Origin of the sequence: Streptomyces syringium (assembly GCF_017876625.1) — a bacterium.
Lineage (GTDB): Bacteria > Actinomycetota > Actinomycetes > Streptomycetales > Streptomycetaceae > Streptomyces > Streptomyces syringius.
In genome coordinates, this window is record NZ_JAGIOH010000001.1 from 2913735 (window position 1) to 2930697 (window position 16963).

General features: G+C 69.6%; 14 protein-coding genes and 1 tRNA gene. 4 read left to right on the forward strand and 11 right to left on the reverse strand.

Annotation, left to right across the window (positions count from 1 at the left end; genetic code table 11):
- Positions 1-25 precede the first annotated feature (25 nt).
- The 7 genes from JO379_RS12915 to JO379_RS12945 all read right to left on the reverse strand — a co-directional run bounded on the left by JO379_RS12915 (position 26) and on the right by JO379_RS12945 (position 8215).
- The gene (locus JO379_RS12915; RefSeq protein ID WP_209515022.1) at positions 26-826 is read right to left on the reverse strand and encodes a YlbL family protein; all 801 of its coding nucleotides are present in this window, start codon (positions 824-826) and stop codon (positions 26-28) included.
- Positions 827-1024: 198 nt separating this feature from the next.
- Positions 1025-1666: an IclR family transcriptional regulator gene (locus tag JO379_RS12920; protein WP_130878056.1), complete on the reverse strand. Its 642-nt coding sequence runs from the start codon at positions 1664-1666 to the stop codon at positions 1025-1027.
- Between the two features lie 322 nt (positions 1667-1988).
- Complete coding sequence (locus tag JO379_RS12925) at positions 1989-3776, reverse strand: DEAD/DEAH box helicase (protein ID WP_130878057.1); 1788 nt, start codon at positions 3774-3776, stop codon at positions 1989-1991.
- 157 nt (positions 3777-3933) lie between these two features.
- A complete protein-coding gene (locus JO379_RS12930; protein WP_209515024.1) occupies positions 3934-5379 on the reverse strand; it encodes an MFS transporter in 1446 nt (481 codons plus the stop codon).
- Between the two features lie 136 nt (positions 5380-5515).
- A complete protein-coding gene (locus tag JO379_RS12935; RefSeq protein ID WP_372449075.1) occupies positions 5516-6595 on the reverse strand; it encodes a YeiH family protein in 1080 nt (359 codons plus the stop codon).
- Positions 6596-6644: 49 nt separating this feature from the next.
- A complete protein-coding gene (locus tag JO379_RS12940) occupies positions 6645-7199 on the reverse strand; it encodes a cysteine dioxygenase family protein (protein ID WP_130878059.1) in 555 nt (184 codons plus the stop codon).
- Positions 7200-7309: 110 nt separating this feature from the next.
- Entirely contained in the window at positions 7310-8215 is a 906-nt protein-coding gene (locus tag JO379_RS12945; protein ID WP_130878060.1) for a LysR family transcriptional regulator, read from the reverse strand.
- 109 nt (positions 8216-8324) lie between these two features.
- Here JO379_RS12945 and JO379_RS12950 point away from each other — a divergent pair, with 109 nt between their 5' ends.
- The 4 genes from JO379_RS12950 (at position 8325) to JO379_RS12965 (ending at position 10281) form a co-directional block, all read left to right on the forward strand.
- Complete coding sequence (locus JO379_RS12950; protein WP_130878061.1) at positions 8325-9221, forward strand: alpha/beta fold hydrolase; 897 nt, start codon at positions 8325-8327, stop codon at positions 9219-9221.
- Between the two features lie 98 nt (positions 9222-9319).
- Positions 9320-9391 (forward strand) — tRNA-Cys (locus JO379_RS12955).
- Between the two features lie 79 nt (positions 9392-9470).
- Positions 9471-9791 (forward strand): DUF4190 domain-containing protein, encoded by a 321-nt coding sequence (locus JO379_RS12960; protein ID WP_209515026.1) that lies wholly within the window; start codon positions 9471-9473, stop codon positions 9789-9791.
- A gap of 76 nt (positions 9792-9867) precedes the next feature.
- Complete coding sequence (locus tag JO379_RS12965; RefSeq protein ID WP_130878063.1) at positions 9868-10281, forward strand: phage holin family protein; 414 nt, start codon at positions 9868-9870, stop codon at positions 10279-10281.
- Between the two features lie 321 nt (positions 10282-10602).
- Here JO379_RS12965 and JO379_RS12970 read toward each other — a convergent pair whose 3' ends face one another.
- The 4 genes from JO379_RS12970 to mycP form a co-directional block, all read right to left on the reverse strand.
- Positions 10603-10989, reverse strand: a complete 387-nt coding sequence (locus JO379_RS12970; protein WP_130878064.1) for an Imm50 family immunity protein — start codon at positions 10987-10989, stop codon at positions 10603-10605.
- Positions 10990-11007: 18 nt separating this feature from the next.
- On the reverse strand, positions 11008-15318 hold the full coding sequence (locus JO379_RS12975) for a DUF6531 domain-containing protein (RefSeq protein ID WP_209515028.1): 4311 nt from the start codon (positions 15316-15318) through the stop codon (positions 11008-11010).
- Positions 15315-15659, reverse strand: a complete 345-nt coding sequence (locus JO379_RS12980) for a hypothetical protein (RefSeq protein WP_130878066.1) — start codon at positions 15657-15659, stop codon at positions 15315-15317. Before JO379_RS12980 ends, JO379_RS12975 begins: the two co-directional genes overlap by 4 nt.
- A gap of 103 nt (positions 15660-15762) precedes the next feature.
- Positions 15763-16938, reverse strand: coding sequence for a type VII secretion-associated serine protease mycosin (gene mycP, locus JO379_RS12985; protein WP_307841977.1), 1176 nt, complete (start codon positions 16936-16938; stop codon positions 15763-15765).
- Positions 16939-16963: the final 25 nt, after the last annotated feature.

The window sequence follows — 16963 nt, forward strand, 5'->3', positions numbered from 1 at the left end:
GGCGGTCGGCTGCTGTCGGCTGCGGTCAGCAGCTGGGGACCTTCTGCCCGGCCGCCAGGGCACGCAGCGAGGCCACCGCGTCCTTCAGCTCGCTCACCGGGATCAGCTGCAGTCCGCTCGGGACCTGGCCGTCGGCGTCCGAGCACTCGCCCTTCGGGACGAGGAAGACGGTCGCCCCGTCCCGCTTGGCGGCCTGCGTCTTCAGCGCCACACCGCCGACCGCACCCACCGTGCCGTCGGGCTCGATGGTGCCGGTGCCCGCGACCGTCCGGCCGCCGGTGAGATCGCCGCCGCGCCCGTCGCCCTCCAGCTTGTCGACGATGCCGAGCGCGAAGAACAGCCCGGCGCTCGGCCCGCCGATGCGGGCGAGGCTGAGGTCGACCTTCACGTCCTTCGGGGACCGCTTGAGATAGCGCAGCGCGGCCCGGGCGGCGTTGTCCTGCGACTTCGCCATCTCGGCGAAGTTGTGCTTCTCGGCGTCCTCGTCCGACTTGCCCGGCGGGTAGACGGAGTCGCGCGGCATGACGGCACGGTCGGAGCGGAACCAGCTGTCGAGGACGTCACTCAGGCTCGCCTTCACCTGCGGGCCGGTGGCCACGATGGTGGTCATGCGCAGCTGCCCGCTGGTCCGACGGCTCTCGGCACCACTGATGCTGATCACGGGCTTGCGGTCCTCGGAACCGAGGACGTTCACGGTCGAGCCGGGTTGCGCGATCGCGAACGGCAACGGCACGAACGCCGCGACAGCGAGCAGGGCGACGACGAGCGTCGCGCAGACCGCGAGGGTACGGGCACGCGACCGAGCGAGGAGAGACACAGCTGGCATGCTGCGAATCTAGTTCACTCGTGATCGCGACGTGCGCGGCGGTGTCCTCAATCGCCGGACGTGGCTGAGCTCAGCCGAGACCAGCCCGTCCGGCGTTTGAGGACGCGCCCGCAGGGCGCCCGCCGCCGCAGGCGGCCAGACGGCCCGGCGGACGCCGACCGCCGGGGAACCCGAATCCCGAACAGCCCAGCGGCAGCGTCACCGCAAGGCGTCCGCGACCTCCTTCGCCGCTTCCATCACCCGGGGGCCCACCCGGGCGGGTACGGAGTCGGCGAGCATGACGACGCCCACGCTGCCCTCGATGCCGGTCACTCCGAGCAGCGGCGCGGCCGCCCCGCTCGCGCCGGCTTCCAGTTCGCCGTGGGTGAGCATGTAGCCGGGGCTGTCGACCTCGCCCCGGCGGGCGGCGAGTATCGCCCGGCCGGCCGCGCCCCGGTCCAGCGGATGCCGGAACCCGGCGCGGTAGGCCACGTGGTAGTCCGTCCACGTCGGTTCGACGACGGCGACCGCGAGCGCCTCGGTGCCGTCGACGAGCGTGAGGTGGGCGGTGGCGCCTATGTCCTCGGCCAGGGAGCGCAGGGCGGGCAGGGCCGCCTCCCGGACGAGCGGGTGCACCTGGCGGCCGAGCCGCAGCACACCGAGCCCGACTCTGGCCCGGCCGCCTATGTCCCGGCGGACCAGCGCGTGCATCTCCAACGTGGCGAGCAGACGGTAGACCACCGTGCGGTTGACGCCGAGCTTGATGGACAGCTCGGTGACCGTCAGGCCGTGGTCGGTATCGGCGAGCAGTTTGAGGACGCGCAGTCCCCGGTCGAGTGTCTGTGAGGTCTCCGCGGTCACGAGGCCCTCCTCCGATGAGTGGCGGGCTCTCGTCCCGGTGGGGGTTTCGCGCCACCGGTCCCGTCCGGCAGCGCGCGACAAGAGGCCGCCGGCCGCTTGGTCGCATGGCACCGGCTGCGCTCCGCGGCGGCGCTGCCACGGGGCGTGTGCGTGACCGGCACGGTAGCGAGCCGGTCCGCTCAGCGGAAGAGTCTGCCCACAATCCGGTCAGCGTGCGGCTGATTCACGGATATCGAGCAGGGGTTCCCAGCATGCGGACACATGGACGACGTCGCCGGACGGGCAGATCCAGCCCGTCCGGCGATGAAAAACGCGTCACGTCCTACTTCATGCGGGTGGCCCACTCGCGGACCTTGTTGATCCGCTCGTTCAGCTGCCCCGCCGTGGCCTCCGCGCTCGGCGGCCCGCCGCACACCCGGCGCAGCTCGGTGTGGATCACCCCGTGCGGCTTGCCGCTCTGGTGCACATACGCCCCGACCAGGGTGTTGAGCTGCTTGCGCAGCTCCAGCATCTCCTTGTGGGTGACCACCGGCCGCCGCTCGGCGGGGAGTTCGAGCAGGTCGGCCTCCGCGTCGGGCCGCTTGCGGCTGTGCGCGATCTGCCGGGCCTGCCGCTTCTGGAGCAGCATCTGCACCTGGTCCGGCTCCAGCAGGCCCGGGATGCCGAGGTAGTCCTGCTCCTCGGGGCTGCCCGCGTGCGCCTGCATGCCGAACTCGGCACCGTCGTAGAGCACCCGGTCGAAGACCGCGTCGGACTCCAGCGCCTCGAAGGAGAGCTGGTCGTCCTCGCCGGTGTCCTCGTCCTGCTGGCGCTCGGCCTCGGCGAGGAGCTTGTCCTCCTCGGCGTAGGGGTCCTCCTCGCCGTCCTTCTTCGGCTTGTCGAGGACGTGGTCGCGCTCGACCTCCATCTCGTTGGCGAAGGTCAGCAGGGTGGGGATGGTGGGCACGAAGACGGACGCGGTCTCGCCACGGCGGCGGGAGCGCACGAAGCGCCCGACGGCCTGGGCGAAGAACAGCGGCGTGGAGATCGTCGTCGCGTAGACGCCGACGGCCAGGCGGGGCACGTCCACGCCCTCGGACACCATGCGGACGGCGACCATCCAGCGGGCGTCGGAGGCCGCGAAGTCGTCGATGCGCTGGGAGGCGCCGGTGTCGTCGGAGAGGACCACCGTGGCCGCCTCGCCGGTGATCTCCCGGATCAGCTTGGCGTAGGCGCGGGCGGAGTCCTGGTCGGCGGCGATGACGAGGGCACCGGCGTCCGGGATGCCCTTGCGGACCTCGGTCAGCCGCTGGTCGGCGGCGCGCAGCACGTTCGGCATCCAGTCGCCGCGCGGGTCCAGGGCGGTGCGCCAGGCCTGCGAGACGGCGTCCTTGGTCATGGGCTCGCCGAGCCGGGCCTCCAGCTCGTCGCCCGCCTTGGTGCGCCAGCGCATGTTGCCGCTGTACGAGAGGAAGATGACCGGCCGCACGACACCATCGGCGAGCGCGTTGCCGTAGCCGTAGGTGTAGTCGGCGGACGAGCGGCGGATGCCGTCGTTGCCCTCCTCGTACGTGACGAAGGGGATGGGGTTGGTGTCGGAGCGGAAGGGCGTGCCGGTCAGGCACAGCCGGCGGGTGGCCGGCTCGAACGCCTCCAGGCACGCCTCGCCCCAGGACCGGGAGTCGCCGGCGTGGTGGATCTCGTCGAGGATGACGAGCGTCTTGCGCTGCTCGCAGCGGTTGCGGTGGAGCATGGGCCGCACACCGACACCGGCGTAGGTGACGGCGACGCCGTGGTACTCGCGGCCGAGGGGGCCGGCGCTGTACTCCGGGTCGAGCTTGATGCCTATCCGGGCGGCGGCCTCGGCCCACTGCTTCTTCAGGTGCTCGGTGGGCGCGACCACGGTCACCTGCTGGACGACGTGGTGGTGCAGCAGCCAGGAGGCGAGAGTGAGGGCGAAGGTCGTCTTGCCCGCGCCCGGGGTGGCGACGGCGAGGAAGTCGCGCGGCTGTTCCTGTACGTACTTCCCCATCGCGCCCTCCTGCCAGGCGCGCAGCTTGTTGGCGGTACCCCAAGGGGCCCTGCCGGGGAAGGCGGGCGAAAGGTGGTGATTGGCGGTGGTGGTAGTCACGGTCTCCGTCGGCTGGGTCGGCGATCGGCAACCGCGTCAGCCTACCCGCGTCCGCGGCACCGCCACGTCCCGCTGTGTCCTCGATCGCCGGACGGGCTGAATTTTCAGCCCGTCCGGCGATCGATGACCGGGGGCCCGGGGCGGAGCCCCCCCCGACCTACCCCCGCGGCTTCAGCCGCGCACCCACTCCCGCCCCCACACACGCACACACCGCCCCCAACACGAACACGGCCACGAACGCACCAGCCGGCGCCGCCACACCCTCATGCGCCGTCACCGACCCGCCCCCGAACGAGACGAACAGCACACCCGCCACCCCGACCAGCGCGACACTGCCGAGCGCGTCCGACACCTGGAGCGAGGCGGAGTTCGCCCCTTCCTCCCCGGGCCGCGACAGCTTGAGCAGCAGCACCGCACCACCGGAGATCGTGAGCCCCATCCCGTAGCCCCCGATCACCCAGGAGACGGCGACCATCCACACCGGCACCCCGTCGATCAGCACGGTCGGCAGCAGCGCGACGGCCAGCGCCAGCAGCGCCATGCCGAGGCTCATCAGCCGCTCGCGGTGCGGCTCGGCGCGGCCGCGGCTCTGGGTGAAGGAGGCGAGCGCCCAGCTCAGCCCGCCGCCGGTGAGCGAGAGCCCGGCCATCGTCGCGGACAGCCCGCGTTCGGTCACCAGCATCAGCGGGACGAAGGTCTCGGCGGCGAGGAAGGAGCCCTGCGCGATGCCGCGCAGCAGCACGACCGACGGCAGCCCGCGCGCGGCGCGGAAGGTGCCCGGGGGCAGCAGGCGCAGGACGCACGGGACGAGGAGGGCGAGCCCGGCCGCGGCGGGCAGCAGGGACCAGGCCTTGAGGTCCTGGCCCGCGTACTGAAGCAGTCCCGCGCCGACGGCCACGGCGAGGGCGAGGGCGACGCGGCTGCGGCCGGGGGCCGCTTCGCGGGCGGCGGCGGGGAGGGCGCGCAGCGCCGGGAGCATCACGGCGAGGGGCAGCAGGATCAGCACCGGGATGGCCAGGAACACCCAGCGCCAGCCGAGCTGCTCGGTGACCGTGCCCGCGACCAGGGGCCCCACGATCACCGGCACGACCCAGGCCGCCGAGAACGACGCCATGACGGCCGGCCGCAGCCGCTCCGGGTAGGCCCGGCCGACCACCACGTACAGCGCGACGATCACCAGCCCGGCGCCGATGCCCTGCACCCCGCGCCCGGCCACGAACATCCACATCCGCCCGGCCGAGCCCGCGATCACCAGGCCCGTGCCGAAGGCGGCGATGCCGGTGAAGAGGGGCACCAGCGGCCCGGTGCGGTCGCACCACTCCCCCGACAGGGTCATCGCGAAGAGGCTCGCCGTGAAGAAGGCGGAGAAGGCGAAGGCGTAGAGCTCGATCCCGTCGAGCGCCTCGGCCGCGACGGGCATGGCGGTGTTGACCGCGCTCGCCTCGAAGGCGATGAGTGAGACGACGGACACGATGCCGAGGGTGAGCGCCCGGTAGCGCCGCCCGAGGACGCCACCGCTGTCGTGGTCGTGGTCGTGGTCGGTGTCGGGTGGGGATATGGCGGGGACGTCGGCACCCACGGCCGGGGTATCGGAGGCGGTCATGAGCGTCAGCGTAGGAGCGGGAAAGCCGGTCGACACCTGTCGTGCGACGGGAGTCGACTCGGCAATCCGACGTAGGCCGAAGGGCCTGTGGAGCTGCGGGAGGCGTAGGAGGCTCGGGACGCGGAGGGTATGCGCGTCACGTCGTGAGCAGCACGCCCACGTACGACGCTCCGGCGACGACGACCCACGAGGACAGCCCGAGCGCCGCGACCCGGCCCCCGGTACGGACGAGCGAGGGCAGGTGCACCGCGCTGCCGAGCCCGAACAGGGCGGCGGCGAGCAGCAGCTCCTGCGCGTGCTGGGCCACGTCGAGCACCCCGCCGGGCACCAGGCCGGTGCTGCGGACGGCGACCATGGCGAGGAAGCCGAGGACGAAGAGGGGAACGAGCGCGGGCCGCTTGCCGGTCGAGGCACCGGCCGGGGTGGCGCGGCGGGCCCGTACGGACATGGCGACGGCGGCGACGAGCGGCGCGAGCATGGCCACCCGCATGAGCTTGACGAGGACGGCGTCGGTCAGGGCGTCCGGACCGGCGGTCTGGGCGGTGGCCACGACCTGTCCGACGTCGTGCACGCCCGCGCCGACCCAGCGTCCGAACTGCGCGTCGTCGAGTCCGAGCGGGTGGTGCAGCAGCGGCAGCACGGCGATGGCGAGCGTGCCGCAGAGCGTCACGAGGGCCACGGATGTCGCGACGTCCTCCTCGTCGCTGCCCGTCACCTCGCTGACCGCGCCGATCGCGGAGGCGCCGCAGATGGAGTAGCCGGTGGCGATGAGCAGCGGCTGGTCGCCGCGCAGCCCGAGCCTGCGCCCGAGCCAGAGCGTCCCGCCGAACGTGGCGGCGACGACGGCGAGCACCATCACGACGGTGGCCCAGCCGAGCCCGAGGACGTCGTGGAGGCTGAGCTTGAGGCCGAGCAGCACGATGCCGATCCGCATGAGCCGCTTGCCGGCCATGGTCAGTCCGGCCCGGCCGGTGCCGCGTATGCGGGCCCGCAGGCCGGGGGTGTGCGCGGCGGCGATGCCGAGCACGACGGCGGCGGTGAGCATGGGGACGGCGGGTACGAGCAGATGGACCGCCCAGGCGAGCACGACGCCGACGGCGGCCATGGCGAGACCGGGGAGGGAGGCGGGGACCTTGCGCGGCGGCTTGGGCGCGCCGGGGGCGCCGCCGTCGCCGCCGACCGCGTGGTCCCGGACGCGCGAGCTGATCAGTGCCACGACGGCACTCCTCGCGGGGCTCGGGAGGCCCGGGGGGCTCGGGAAGTGATCACAGTTCGCCGACCGGCAGGTCGTAGACGCGCCGGACGCTGGAGCCGAGACGGGCGACGTCGGCCCCGTAGATGTGGATGGAGATCGCCTTGGACGAACAGGAGTTGCGCACGCGGTGGATGTCGCCGGGCGGCGCGAAGCCGCAGACGTCGCCCTGGCCGTTGACCACGTCCTCGGTGGCGACGAGGCGGGCCGTCGTGCCGTCGGGAACGAGACGGTAGCGGCGCTCGCTCTCTTGGCCCTCGTGGACACCGGTGACGCACCACGAGACGTGGTCGTGGACGGACGTCTGCTGGCCGGGCAGCCACACGAGCGCGACGACGGAGAAGCTGCCGTCGGACTCGGCGTGCAGGATGTGCTGGCGGTAGCGGTCGGGGTCGCCCTCGCGCTGTTCGTCGGTGAGCAGGTCGGGGGCGCCGAGGTGGCCCGCGAGCCGTTCGCCGACGAGGTACGCCGTCGTGTCGGGCGGCAGGCCACGGCCAACGGCCGCCCGGACGTCGTCGACGAGCTGGTCGAGGCGAGCGGTCGTCAAGGCTGCGGTGGGTGTGGTCATACGTGCAGAGTCGATCCGCCGGAACCATCACGTCCAACGACAGTTTCTTGGCGGGGTGCCAACACGCGCTTATGGATGTGTGTCGCGCGCGGAACGCCCGTGGCCGTCGCTCAGCATCCGACGCGGCGGGCGGCGACCGCTTTCAGCCCGTCCATGACGAGCGCGGTGGCGGGGATGCGGAGGTGGTCGCGGAGGACGTAGGCGGAGACCTGGCGGCGGCAGGCCGGGTCCAGCGCCCGCCCGGTGATCTTGTCGTGGCGGAGGAAGGACAGGACGAGGCCGGGCATCATCGCGACGCCGAGCCCCTCCGCGACGAGCGACTGGACGACGAGATTGTCGTCGGTCGTGAAGGCGATGTCGGGCGCGAAACCCTGCTCGGCGCACTCGTGCAGGAAGTTGGTGCGGCAGCGAAGACAGCCCGCGATCCAGCGCTCCTCCGCGAGATCGGCGAGTTTGACGGCGCGCCGGCGGGCGAGCGGATGCCCTATCGGCAGCAGAACGGTGAGCTGGTCCTCCATGAGCGGTATCTCGACGAGCTCCTCGGGGACCTGTTCCCGCAGGCCGGGATAGGTGAAGGCGAGGGTGATGTCGCACTCGCCGCGCACGAGACGGTGGAGCGAGTCGGGGGGTTCGCTCTCCTGGAGCTCGACCCGGACGCCGGGGTGGTCGATGGCGAGGCGGGCCACCGTCTCGGGTATGAGCGTGGCGCTGGCGCTGGGGAAGGCGCAGACCCTCACCCGCCCGGAGCGCAGCCGGGTGAGGGAACCCATTTGCGCCTGGGCGGCGGTGAGGCTGTCGAGGATGGTCTCGGCGTGCCGCGAGAGGGCCTCACCGGCCTCGGTGAGCCGCATCCGGCGGCCGACACGGATGAAGAGCGGGGTGCCGACGGACCGTTCGAGGGCCTTCATCTGCTGCGTGATCGCGGGTTGCGTATAGCCCAGCGAGCGAGCGGCCGCCGAGTAGGAACCGGCCTTGACCACTTCGTGGAACGTCCTGATGTGCCGGGAGTCGAACACCGCTGAATCATAAGCGGAGGTTGGGACAGCAGGGCAAGTGACCAATGGATGCTTTTGGATCAGGGTCCGGGCCTGAATGGGCTTGCACAAAACGGGCAGGGAAGATGCCATGCCCCCCTACGTTTCACATTTCACGTCCTTCGACGGCACGGACCTGGCCTACAGCGTGCGGGAAGCGCGTGACGGTTCGACGGTCCCGCCGCTGGTCTGCCTGGCCGGCGGACCGGGCCGCGATGCGGCATACCTGGGCGATCTGGGCGGCCTCGACGCGCACCGCACCCTGATCGTCCCCGACAGCCGCGGCACGGGCGCCTCCCCGACGGCCGCGGACCCCGGCGCGTACGCCTTCCCCTCTCTGGCCCAGGACCTGGAGGCGCTCCGCGCCCACCTGGACGTCCCGCGCTTCGCGCTGCTCGCCCACGACGCGGCGTGCGCGACGGCCCAGGCGTACGCGGCCTCGCACGGGGAGCACCTTTCGCACCTGGTCCTGGTCACCCCCGGCTCCCGCCTCCAAGGCGAACTCCCCGACGACGCCGAGCAGATCTTCGAGTCCCGCGCCACGGAACCCTGGTGGAAGGACGCGTACGTGGCCGTCCACATGCTGGGCTCGGCGACGGACATGGCAGAGGTCCGCTCCCTCCTCCTCCGCGCGGCCCCCCTGGCCTACGGCCGCTGGGACACCCCCCAACGCACCCACGCGGCCACCGAGGGCGACCAACTGAACCCGGTCCCCCGCGCCGGCTTCTGGCAGGGCGTCGACGAGCCGGCCCGCCTGGCCCTCCTCGCGGCCCTGCGCGAGGTGGAGTGCCCGACGCTGGTGGTCACCGGCGACCGGGACGGCGTGACGGGCATGCGCGCGGGCGAGGCGGTCGCCGAGTCCATCCCGAACGCCGCGCTGAGGCCGCTGCACGGGGTGGGCCACTACCCGTGGGTGGACGAGCCGGAGATGTTCCGCCCGGTGGTGGAGCAGTTCCTGGCGGGGGCGGGCCTCGATGAACCCCGATGAACGCGGCATGTCAGCCATATGGCAACTTGCGCCAACCCCGTCGGCACCATTGAGCTCTGCCCATCACCCCCCTATGGTCGTGGCGGAAGGCACAACACGGCCGTGTGCCCGAGTGGTTGAGGGACTCGCCTGCAAAGCGAGTTACGCGGGTTCGATTCCCGCCACGGCCTCTGCATGAGTACCCGGGCAGCCGGGTGATGAGTACGGGCCCCGATGCCGGCCGGGGTGGGGCGTCCATACGGTCGGGGCATGACACAACGAGCCATGTTCCCGCCGCACCAGAGACCGCCCACGTCGCCGCACGACCGCGACGGCGCGGGCACGGCGGCGCTGGTTCTCGCTCTGTCGACGTGGATGCTGACCACCGTGGACGGGGGGATATTCCTGGTGATCCCGGTCGGCATCGCCGCGATCGTCTGCGGTGTGGTGGGCGTCCGCAGAGCCAAGCGCGGTGAGGCGAGCAACGGCTGCATGGCTCGCGTGGGGCTCGCTCTCGGATCCGTCATCACCGTCCCGACGACCTGCTTCCTGATGTGGCTGATCGTGGGGCTGCACGACGCCTACGCGTGAATTCCGGCCACGGGAGGGGCCGGGAGGCGCCTCCCGGATTTTTCGAGCTCGATGACGTCATGTCACAGTCACGCCCATGACTGAAGAAAACCAGCGCAAGATCGGCCTGCTGGCGGGCATTGCGCTGTCCGCGGGCCTCCTTCCCGGAGTGACCCTCGGCGGCGACAGCCTGCCGGACACCCTCCTGACGGCGGCCCTGACCGCCCTCCTCTTCATGATCCTGACCACCCTCGTGGACACCACCCCGGCCTTCACCCGCCCCAAGGTCCCGGTGGTCCTCCTCATCCTCGGAGCGGCCGGCTGGCTCCAGGACACCCTGATATGGCTCCTGGCCGCCTGGCTCTTCGACCTGGCGGGCGGCGACCTCCACGTGAACGGCTTCGCCGCGGCGGCCCTGGCGGGCCTGGTCACGCGAACGGTCCTGTGGGCCGCGCTGTGGGTACTCCCCTTGAAGGGGGCGGAAGCGGAGCGGGAACGAGTGGCCGGCTGACGGCTCTTCGCTCACCCCACGCAGTCCGGATTCGCGCCACCGAGCGGAGACACTCCGCGCCGGTGGCGCCTTGCCCTGTCCCCGACGGGGAGCTTGAGGCGGTGGCGGCAGAACGCCTCACGAAGTCGGGCTCACCACTTCGGGGCGCGGCAGCACTCCGCGATCCAAACGCAGGACCAGGGCACTGCCATGTCTCGCGGGACCACGATGCGCCAGCCTCTTATGACGTACAGCCATAGTCCGCCCATCAACGACCGTATAGCCTCAAAATCGCCTCAACCCAGGTTCTGACCTCTGGGTTCGTGGGACGTTACGGGACACTCAACCGGCGTCCAGATATGCGGAAATACTTGAGATAAAGACAGTATCGGCAGACGCCCGGATCCGGGTGTCACTCGACACCACCTCTACGTCAATCACTTCACCGCCACTCAAGACGATGTCAGCGATTGGGTCACTGCTGAAGCCATCCAATGCGATGTCACGTACCCCGCCGAGGCAGAGCTCCACCTGAACGGTGTTATACCCCTGAGATTCCCATTTCTTCGGGGCTTTGGCCGGATATTCAGGAAGGTCGAATCGCAATTTCAGCACCGGCCCATCCCTATTCAAGCCAATCTCATGAATATGCACGGCCTCCAGCACCGGAGGAGTCCCCGCATAGACACCTTCAATGCCTGCAGAATTTTCCAGAAATTCGGTCCACATTGACAGGTCCCACCCTACTCAGTATTCATAGTGCTGTGCGGTTCCCGGCACCTTGCCGGTTCGAGGATTCTCATACGGCCTGACATTGAGGTGGCGGCCCTGATTCCCCACCCCACCCTCTCCAAAATCATGACCAGCCGAGTGGTCCTGGACGATCACCCGCTTACCGTCTTCCCTTGTGTAAATATACTCACGTGTCATAACAGGCTGCCCGTTGTCTCCCATTATTTGACGTCCCGTTCGGTCAGTCATAGGCACCATACGCAGGTCATCCGGCTGCTGTGACATGGGGATGCCCAGATCCCGCTTGGCGTCTCGGAAGGCAGAATTCCTGCTGGGCGAGTACTTGCGCGCCGGCGGGACCGAACAACCGTCCGGCGCCAAGCCCAGCGGATCGGCCCAGGAGTAGGGATTGAGAATATAGCTATGGTGATTGGGCGAAGGCTCCAAGCCCAAAGGGTCCGGAGCAATGTAACGGTAAGCCTCGGGATCGTAGTAGCGGAAGTGGTTGTAGTCCAGGCCCGTTTCGGCATCGTGGTACTGCCCCGGGAAACGGAGAGGGCAGTCGACAGCTCCCTCCGGCGGAGCCGGCAGGTGGGTTCCCCAGAGTGTGGTGCGGTGCTGCCAGGCCAGGTCACCCGCAGGTGAGACGAGCTCTGTCGGTGTGCCGACGAGGTCGGTGATGATGGCGTGGAAACGGGCGTCGAACTCGCGCTGCGTGGAGCCGGTGAACTTCGACAGCAGGGAGTCATCCGCCACCCGAGACGCAGTCGGATTGTGGTCCGTCTGGGTAACCGGGCGGTGAGTACCAGGGGCGTACTCCCAAGTGACCGTCTTGCCATCGAGTGCCGACTGTTCAGCGAGGCGCGTGCCGTCCCAAGCGAAGGTCGTCTCTTCCTCCACCGATCCGTCGTCCGACAGTCGCTGCTTGGCTGTCCGGCGCCCGAGCGGGTCGTACGCATACCGCCACCGCTCCCCCTCCGGGGTCACCGCCTCGGTCAGGCGGTCCTCCGCGTTCCACTGGTACGTCCACGTCCGCGTCTGGCCATTGAGCAGCTTGCGCGTCTTGCGGACGAGGCGGCCCTGCGCGTCGTGCTCGTATGCCGTGCGGCCGGCACGGCGGATGAGGGTCCCTGAGAATTCGCGGTCCCCCGGCGCCGGGTGCTCGGGCGCCGTGGCGTGCGTGAGGTTGCCCGCGCCGTCGTAGGCGTAGGTCTCCGACCAACCATGGGCGCTCACCGAAGTGACTCGCCCCGTCCGGTCGAGGTCGAAGCGGCGCGTGCCCGACGTGAGTTCGCGGATCTCAGTGAGGTAGCCGTCCGCCCGGTACGCGTAGGAGCGGTGCTGGAGCAGGCGGTCCGCCGCCTGGTGGTGGCCGGTGATGGTCTGCGTGGTGAGGCGGTCGGTCGCGTCCCAGGTCTGGGTGAGGGTCGCACCCTCGCCGATGCGGCGCCCGGTCTCGCGGCCTGCGGCGTCATAGGTGAAGGTCAGCGATCCCGCGTCGCTGCCCAGCTCGACCGGCCGGCCCGCCGCGTCGTAGGTCCACTCGGACAGCAGACCGGACGGTGTGGTGCGCTGGGTGCGACGCCCCAGGGCGTCATAGGTGTAGCGCGTCGTGCGGCCGTTGACGGTTTCCGTCAGCGGGCGACCGAGGGCGTCGCGCTCCCAAGTGATCTCGGCGTCCGCGTTGGCCGTGCGGATCAGGCTGCCCGAGACGTCGTAGGCGTAGGTGGTCGTCTCGCCCGCGTCAGAGCGCTGCTCGGTCGTGCGGCCCAGCAGGTCACGGGTGAAGTGCAGGGATTCACCCGCACCGTTTATTCGGGAGAGGAGCGCGCCCGCCGCGTCGTGGGTGTAGGCCAGCGTGCGGCCGTTGAAGTCGGTCTCGGAAACCAACCGGCCCGCCGCGTCATAGTCGTACGACCAGGTCAGCCCCTGCGGATTGGTGACTCCGGTCAGGCGCAGTTCGGTGTCGTAGGCGAAGTCGTACCGCGTGCCGTTGGGGTCGGTTCGGGAGGCCTGGAGGTCGAAGTGGGTGTGGGTGTGCTCGGTGGTGTTGCCTGCGGGGTCGGTGTGAGTGAGGAGATTGCCCTCGCCGTCCCACGTCCACGTCTCGCGGGTGCCGTCGGGCTGTTCGCGCCAGAGCGGCTTCCCCTCGGTGGTCCATCCCATCCGGGTGGTGTGGCCCAGCGGGTCGATCGCTTCGGTGACCCGGCCGAAGGCATCACGACGGACCGTCGTGGTGTGACCGAGCGGATCGACGACGGCCAGGGGCAGACCGGCCGGATTGAAGGTGATGCGATGGGTGTGGCCGAGGGCGTCGGTGACAGCGGTCAGGCGGCCGGAGTCGTCGTAGCTGTAGCTGGTTTCCGCGCCTGCCGGGTCCGTTGTGGTGAGGCGGTTGCCCCGTTCGTCATAGGTGTGCAGCCACCTGGCTCCGGCCGGTTCGATGACCTCGGTCGGCTGGCACAGCGGGTTGTAGGTCGCTTGTGCCGTTGAGCCGTCGGGCAGGGTGGCACGGTGGAGGTTTCCGGCCTCGTCGTATGCGTAGCGCGTGGTGCGGCCGAGTGGATCGGTGATCGACAGGCGCTGGTCGCCCCTCGCATCCCACTCCGTGAGGGTGGTGTGCCCCAGCGGGTCGATCTCTTCGACGACCTGGCAGTCGGCATTGTGCCGGTACGTACGTTGGCGCCCCACGGAGTCGGTGACGGTGGTGGTGCGGGACTCGTCGTCGTAGGACAGGGCGCCGGAGAGGAAACCGTCACTGCCTTCGGTGCGTACGACACGACCGCGTGAGTCGTAGACGTAGCTGTACGAGGTGGCGTTGCGGTCGGTCCAGGAGGTGATCCGGCCTTCGGCGTCGTACGTGAAACGCAGCGGCTTGCCGCTGGAGTTGATGACCTCGGCGAGGTTGCCCGCGTCGTCGTAGCCGTAGCGGACCAGGACCGTACCGCCGCCGAAGTCCTCCCGCGGCTCGTAGAGCGATGGCGCCTTGTCCAGCAGCCTCAGGGCGGTGACGCGCGGGCCTTGGGTGTCGACGGCCACGTAGTAGCCGCCCGTGTGCCGGATCCCGGTCGGGACACCCCCCAGGGAACGCTCAATGTCGATGCGTGCCCCGTTGCGGTCCTGCACGCTTTCCAGCGGCAGCTGCACCGCGCCGGGAACATCGGTGGGTGAGGCGCCACCGAAGGTGCGTACGACTCCGGTGAACGGGTCGGTGATGGTGAGGGCACCATCGGGTGTGCCGTCCCACGACAGCGGCCATCGCGGCCCCTTGACCGGGAGGGCGGGGGTGGAAGGGTCCGGCACCGGATACACCAGCCGCATGCCATCGGCTGCGGCGAACACCACGCCCTCAGCGTCCAGTTGAACGCGCTCATCGAGCGTGGAGGCCCAGGAGGGGCCGAACCAGCCACCTGCCCGGTACGAGGACAGATGGGTGCGCTCCACGACCAGCGGCAGATCACCGGGCAGCGTGACGTCGGTCTGCGGCAGCAGCATGGCCCCGGTCGCGACATCGATCGGGTCCAGATCACACTTGATCGAACACGTGGGCCGGGCGGCCGCCGGGAGCTCGACGATGTTGGGCCGGAGGTTGCTCTTGAGCAGGTTACGGTAGCCGCCGGCCAAGGCTGCATTGCGCGTGAGGGCGCCCACACCGCCCAGCGCTCCGCCGAACATCCCGCCGAACAGCATGCCGTCCTTCGCGGCGGCATTGACCTCAGGCAGGCTGAAACCGCCTTGCAGCCCGGCGGCGATCTTCATCGGCTGCGCGACGGCCAGGTTGACGGCTACCGACTCCACCCCGGAGAAGGCGGCGGCGATGAGAGTCGTGGCCGCGATCTCGGCGGCGACAGCAGAGATGGTGACACCCATCGTGGCACCCAGTCGGATGATCCCCGCGGCCGCGACGGCAGACGCTTCGGCAGAGGCTCCCAAGGTGAACGCCGCAAGGCCGAAACCGGCGACGATGACCGCGCCATTGATGGCGAGAGCATTCTGAAGCTTATCGACGGCGTCCTCGATGGCTTTCGCCAGCTTTTCGAGGCCCGTCGCCATCTCCCGTGCGGCCTTCGCGATATCGCTCAGCCAGCCCTTTCCTCCGTCGCCCGCGTAGCGGCTCCAGAAGACCTCGAAGGCGTCAATCGCCTCGCCCTTGTTGTTGCGTATGAGCGCGCCGGCCGTGTTGTTCACGGGCGTACGCACCGCATCGACACTGTCAGCGAATGTCTGCCAAGCGGCAGCGGCCTTGCGCAGCTTGCCCGGATCACCGTCCGGCCAGTGCAGGCCTATCTTCTCGAGGGCGTTCTTCGCCTCGTCCGCAAAACTCACTTGGCGCCGCCATGTCCCGGCTTGGCCTTCGCGAACATACCCGCGATCAACTCGTCATTCTCGACATGGCCGTCCGCCATGTCGTTCATCGCCTCATGGATGCTGACAAGTCCCAGGACGAGGGTGGCTGTAGCGCTCTCGATCGACTTCTGCTTCTTGAGGTAGGACGCCGCGAACTCCTGGACCCCGTCGTCATCACCCCAGGGTTCACCAAGACCGTCCAAGGTCTGTACGAGCTTGGTGAGGGCATCACTCAACTTCTGGCTCTGCTCGTGAAAGACCGGCGCGGACGACTTGATGTCCTCGGTCTTGATGTCCAGGACCTTGCCGCTGTCACTCACGACGCGTCTCCCCCATGGGGTTCCGTGCCGGAACCCTTACGACTGGTGCCTTGTTGTCTGAACGGTGTGCGATGCGATCTGATCGCGTGGATTTCTGCGCACGCTACATCTGGCGTGACCTACGACGCCTCTTGAGCCCTACGGATACGGCGACCGCCACGGCGACTACGGCTGCGCCGCCTGCTGCGAGGACGTTGCGCGTCGAGAGCAGGCCGTCGGCTTTGTCGGCGGGGTTCGCGGTGGAACGTCCGGGCATGCCGCCGGTGGCTCGGGACGCGGTTGCCTGCGGTGCGGGTGAGGCGTAGTTGGGGCCCGGGAGAGGGTTCACGTCCGCGGGGCCCGGGTCCCCCGGGTTTTTGAGGGCGATGCGGGGGCGGACTACGCCGTAGCCGATCGAGTCGCTGCGCTTGTCGCCGTTCTGGGGGCCGCCGGCGGTGTTGATGAGGACGCGGGTGATTTGGTTGGCGGTCCAGTCGGGGTGGACGGACCATAGGAGGGCGGCGGAGGCGGAAGCCAGGGCGGTGGCGTCACTGGTGCCGTGGCCTCGGCAGATCCCGGTGCCGCCCTTGCAGGTCGTGACCATGTTGTCGCCTGGGGCGGCGAGGTCTACTTGCGGGCCGTGTTCCGACTCGGCTGTCGCCTTGATGTCCTCGTCGACTGCCGCTACGCCTACCACTCCTGGAAATGCGGCGGGAAAGACAACAGCGTTGTCCTTGCGGCCGCGGTTTCCGACGCTCGCGAACACCAGCTTCCCCTTGGACAGGGCATATTCCACTGCCTTCTTTTGTTCCGGGACCTCCCCTGGGCCCCCCATCGAAATGTTGATGATCTTGGCCTCGGAATCCGCAGCGAACCGGATCGCATCACTCATGGCTACGCCCGGAAGCTTCTGGGTCGCAGGGGCTTTGTCACTGATAACCCGCAGAGGCAAAATCTTGACCCCGGGCGCGAGGCCGAAGGATCCGGAACCTGCGTTGCTCTTACCAGTTCCTGCGATGAGTACTGCCATCGACGTCCCATGGCCTTCATAGTCCGAGTGGGCGCCTCCCGCGATCCCGGAGAAGTCCTCGCCAGGGAGAACTTGCCCCCGGAGGTCTGGCAGTTCCGCGTCCACACCACTGTCGATGACGGCCACTGTCACACCGGCACCCGTGCTCGTCTGCCACATCTCCTCAGCATGCATCGCGTCCAGGTACCACTGTTGCGAGCGGAGAGTGTCAGCAGCCTGCGCCGATCCAACGGACACAGCGAAAGCAGCAAGGATGGTGGTCGCGGACACCGCGCCTCTCCTAAAAACACCGATA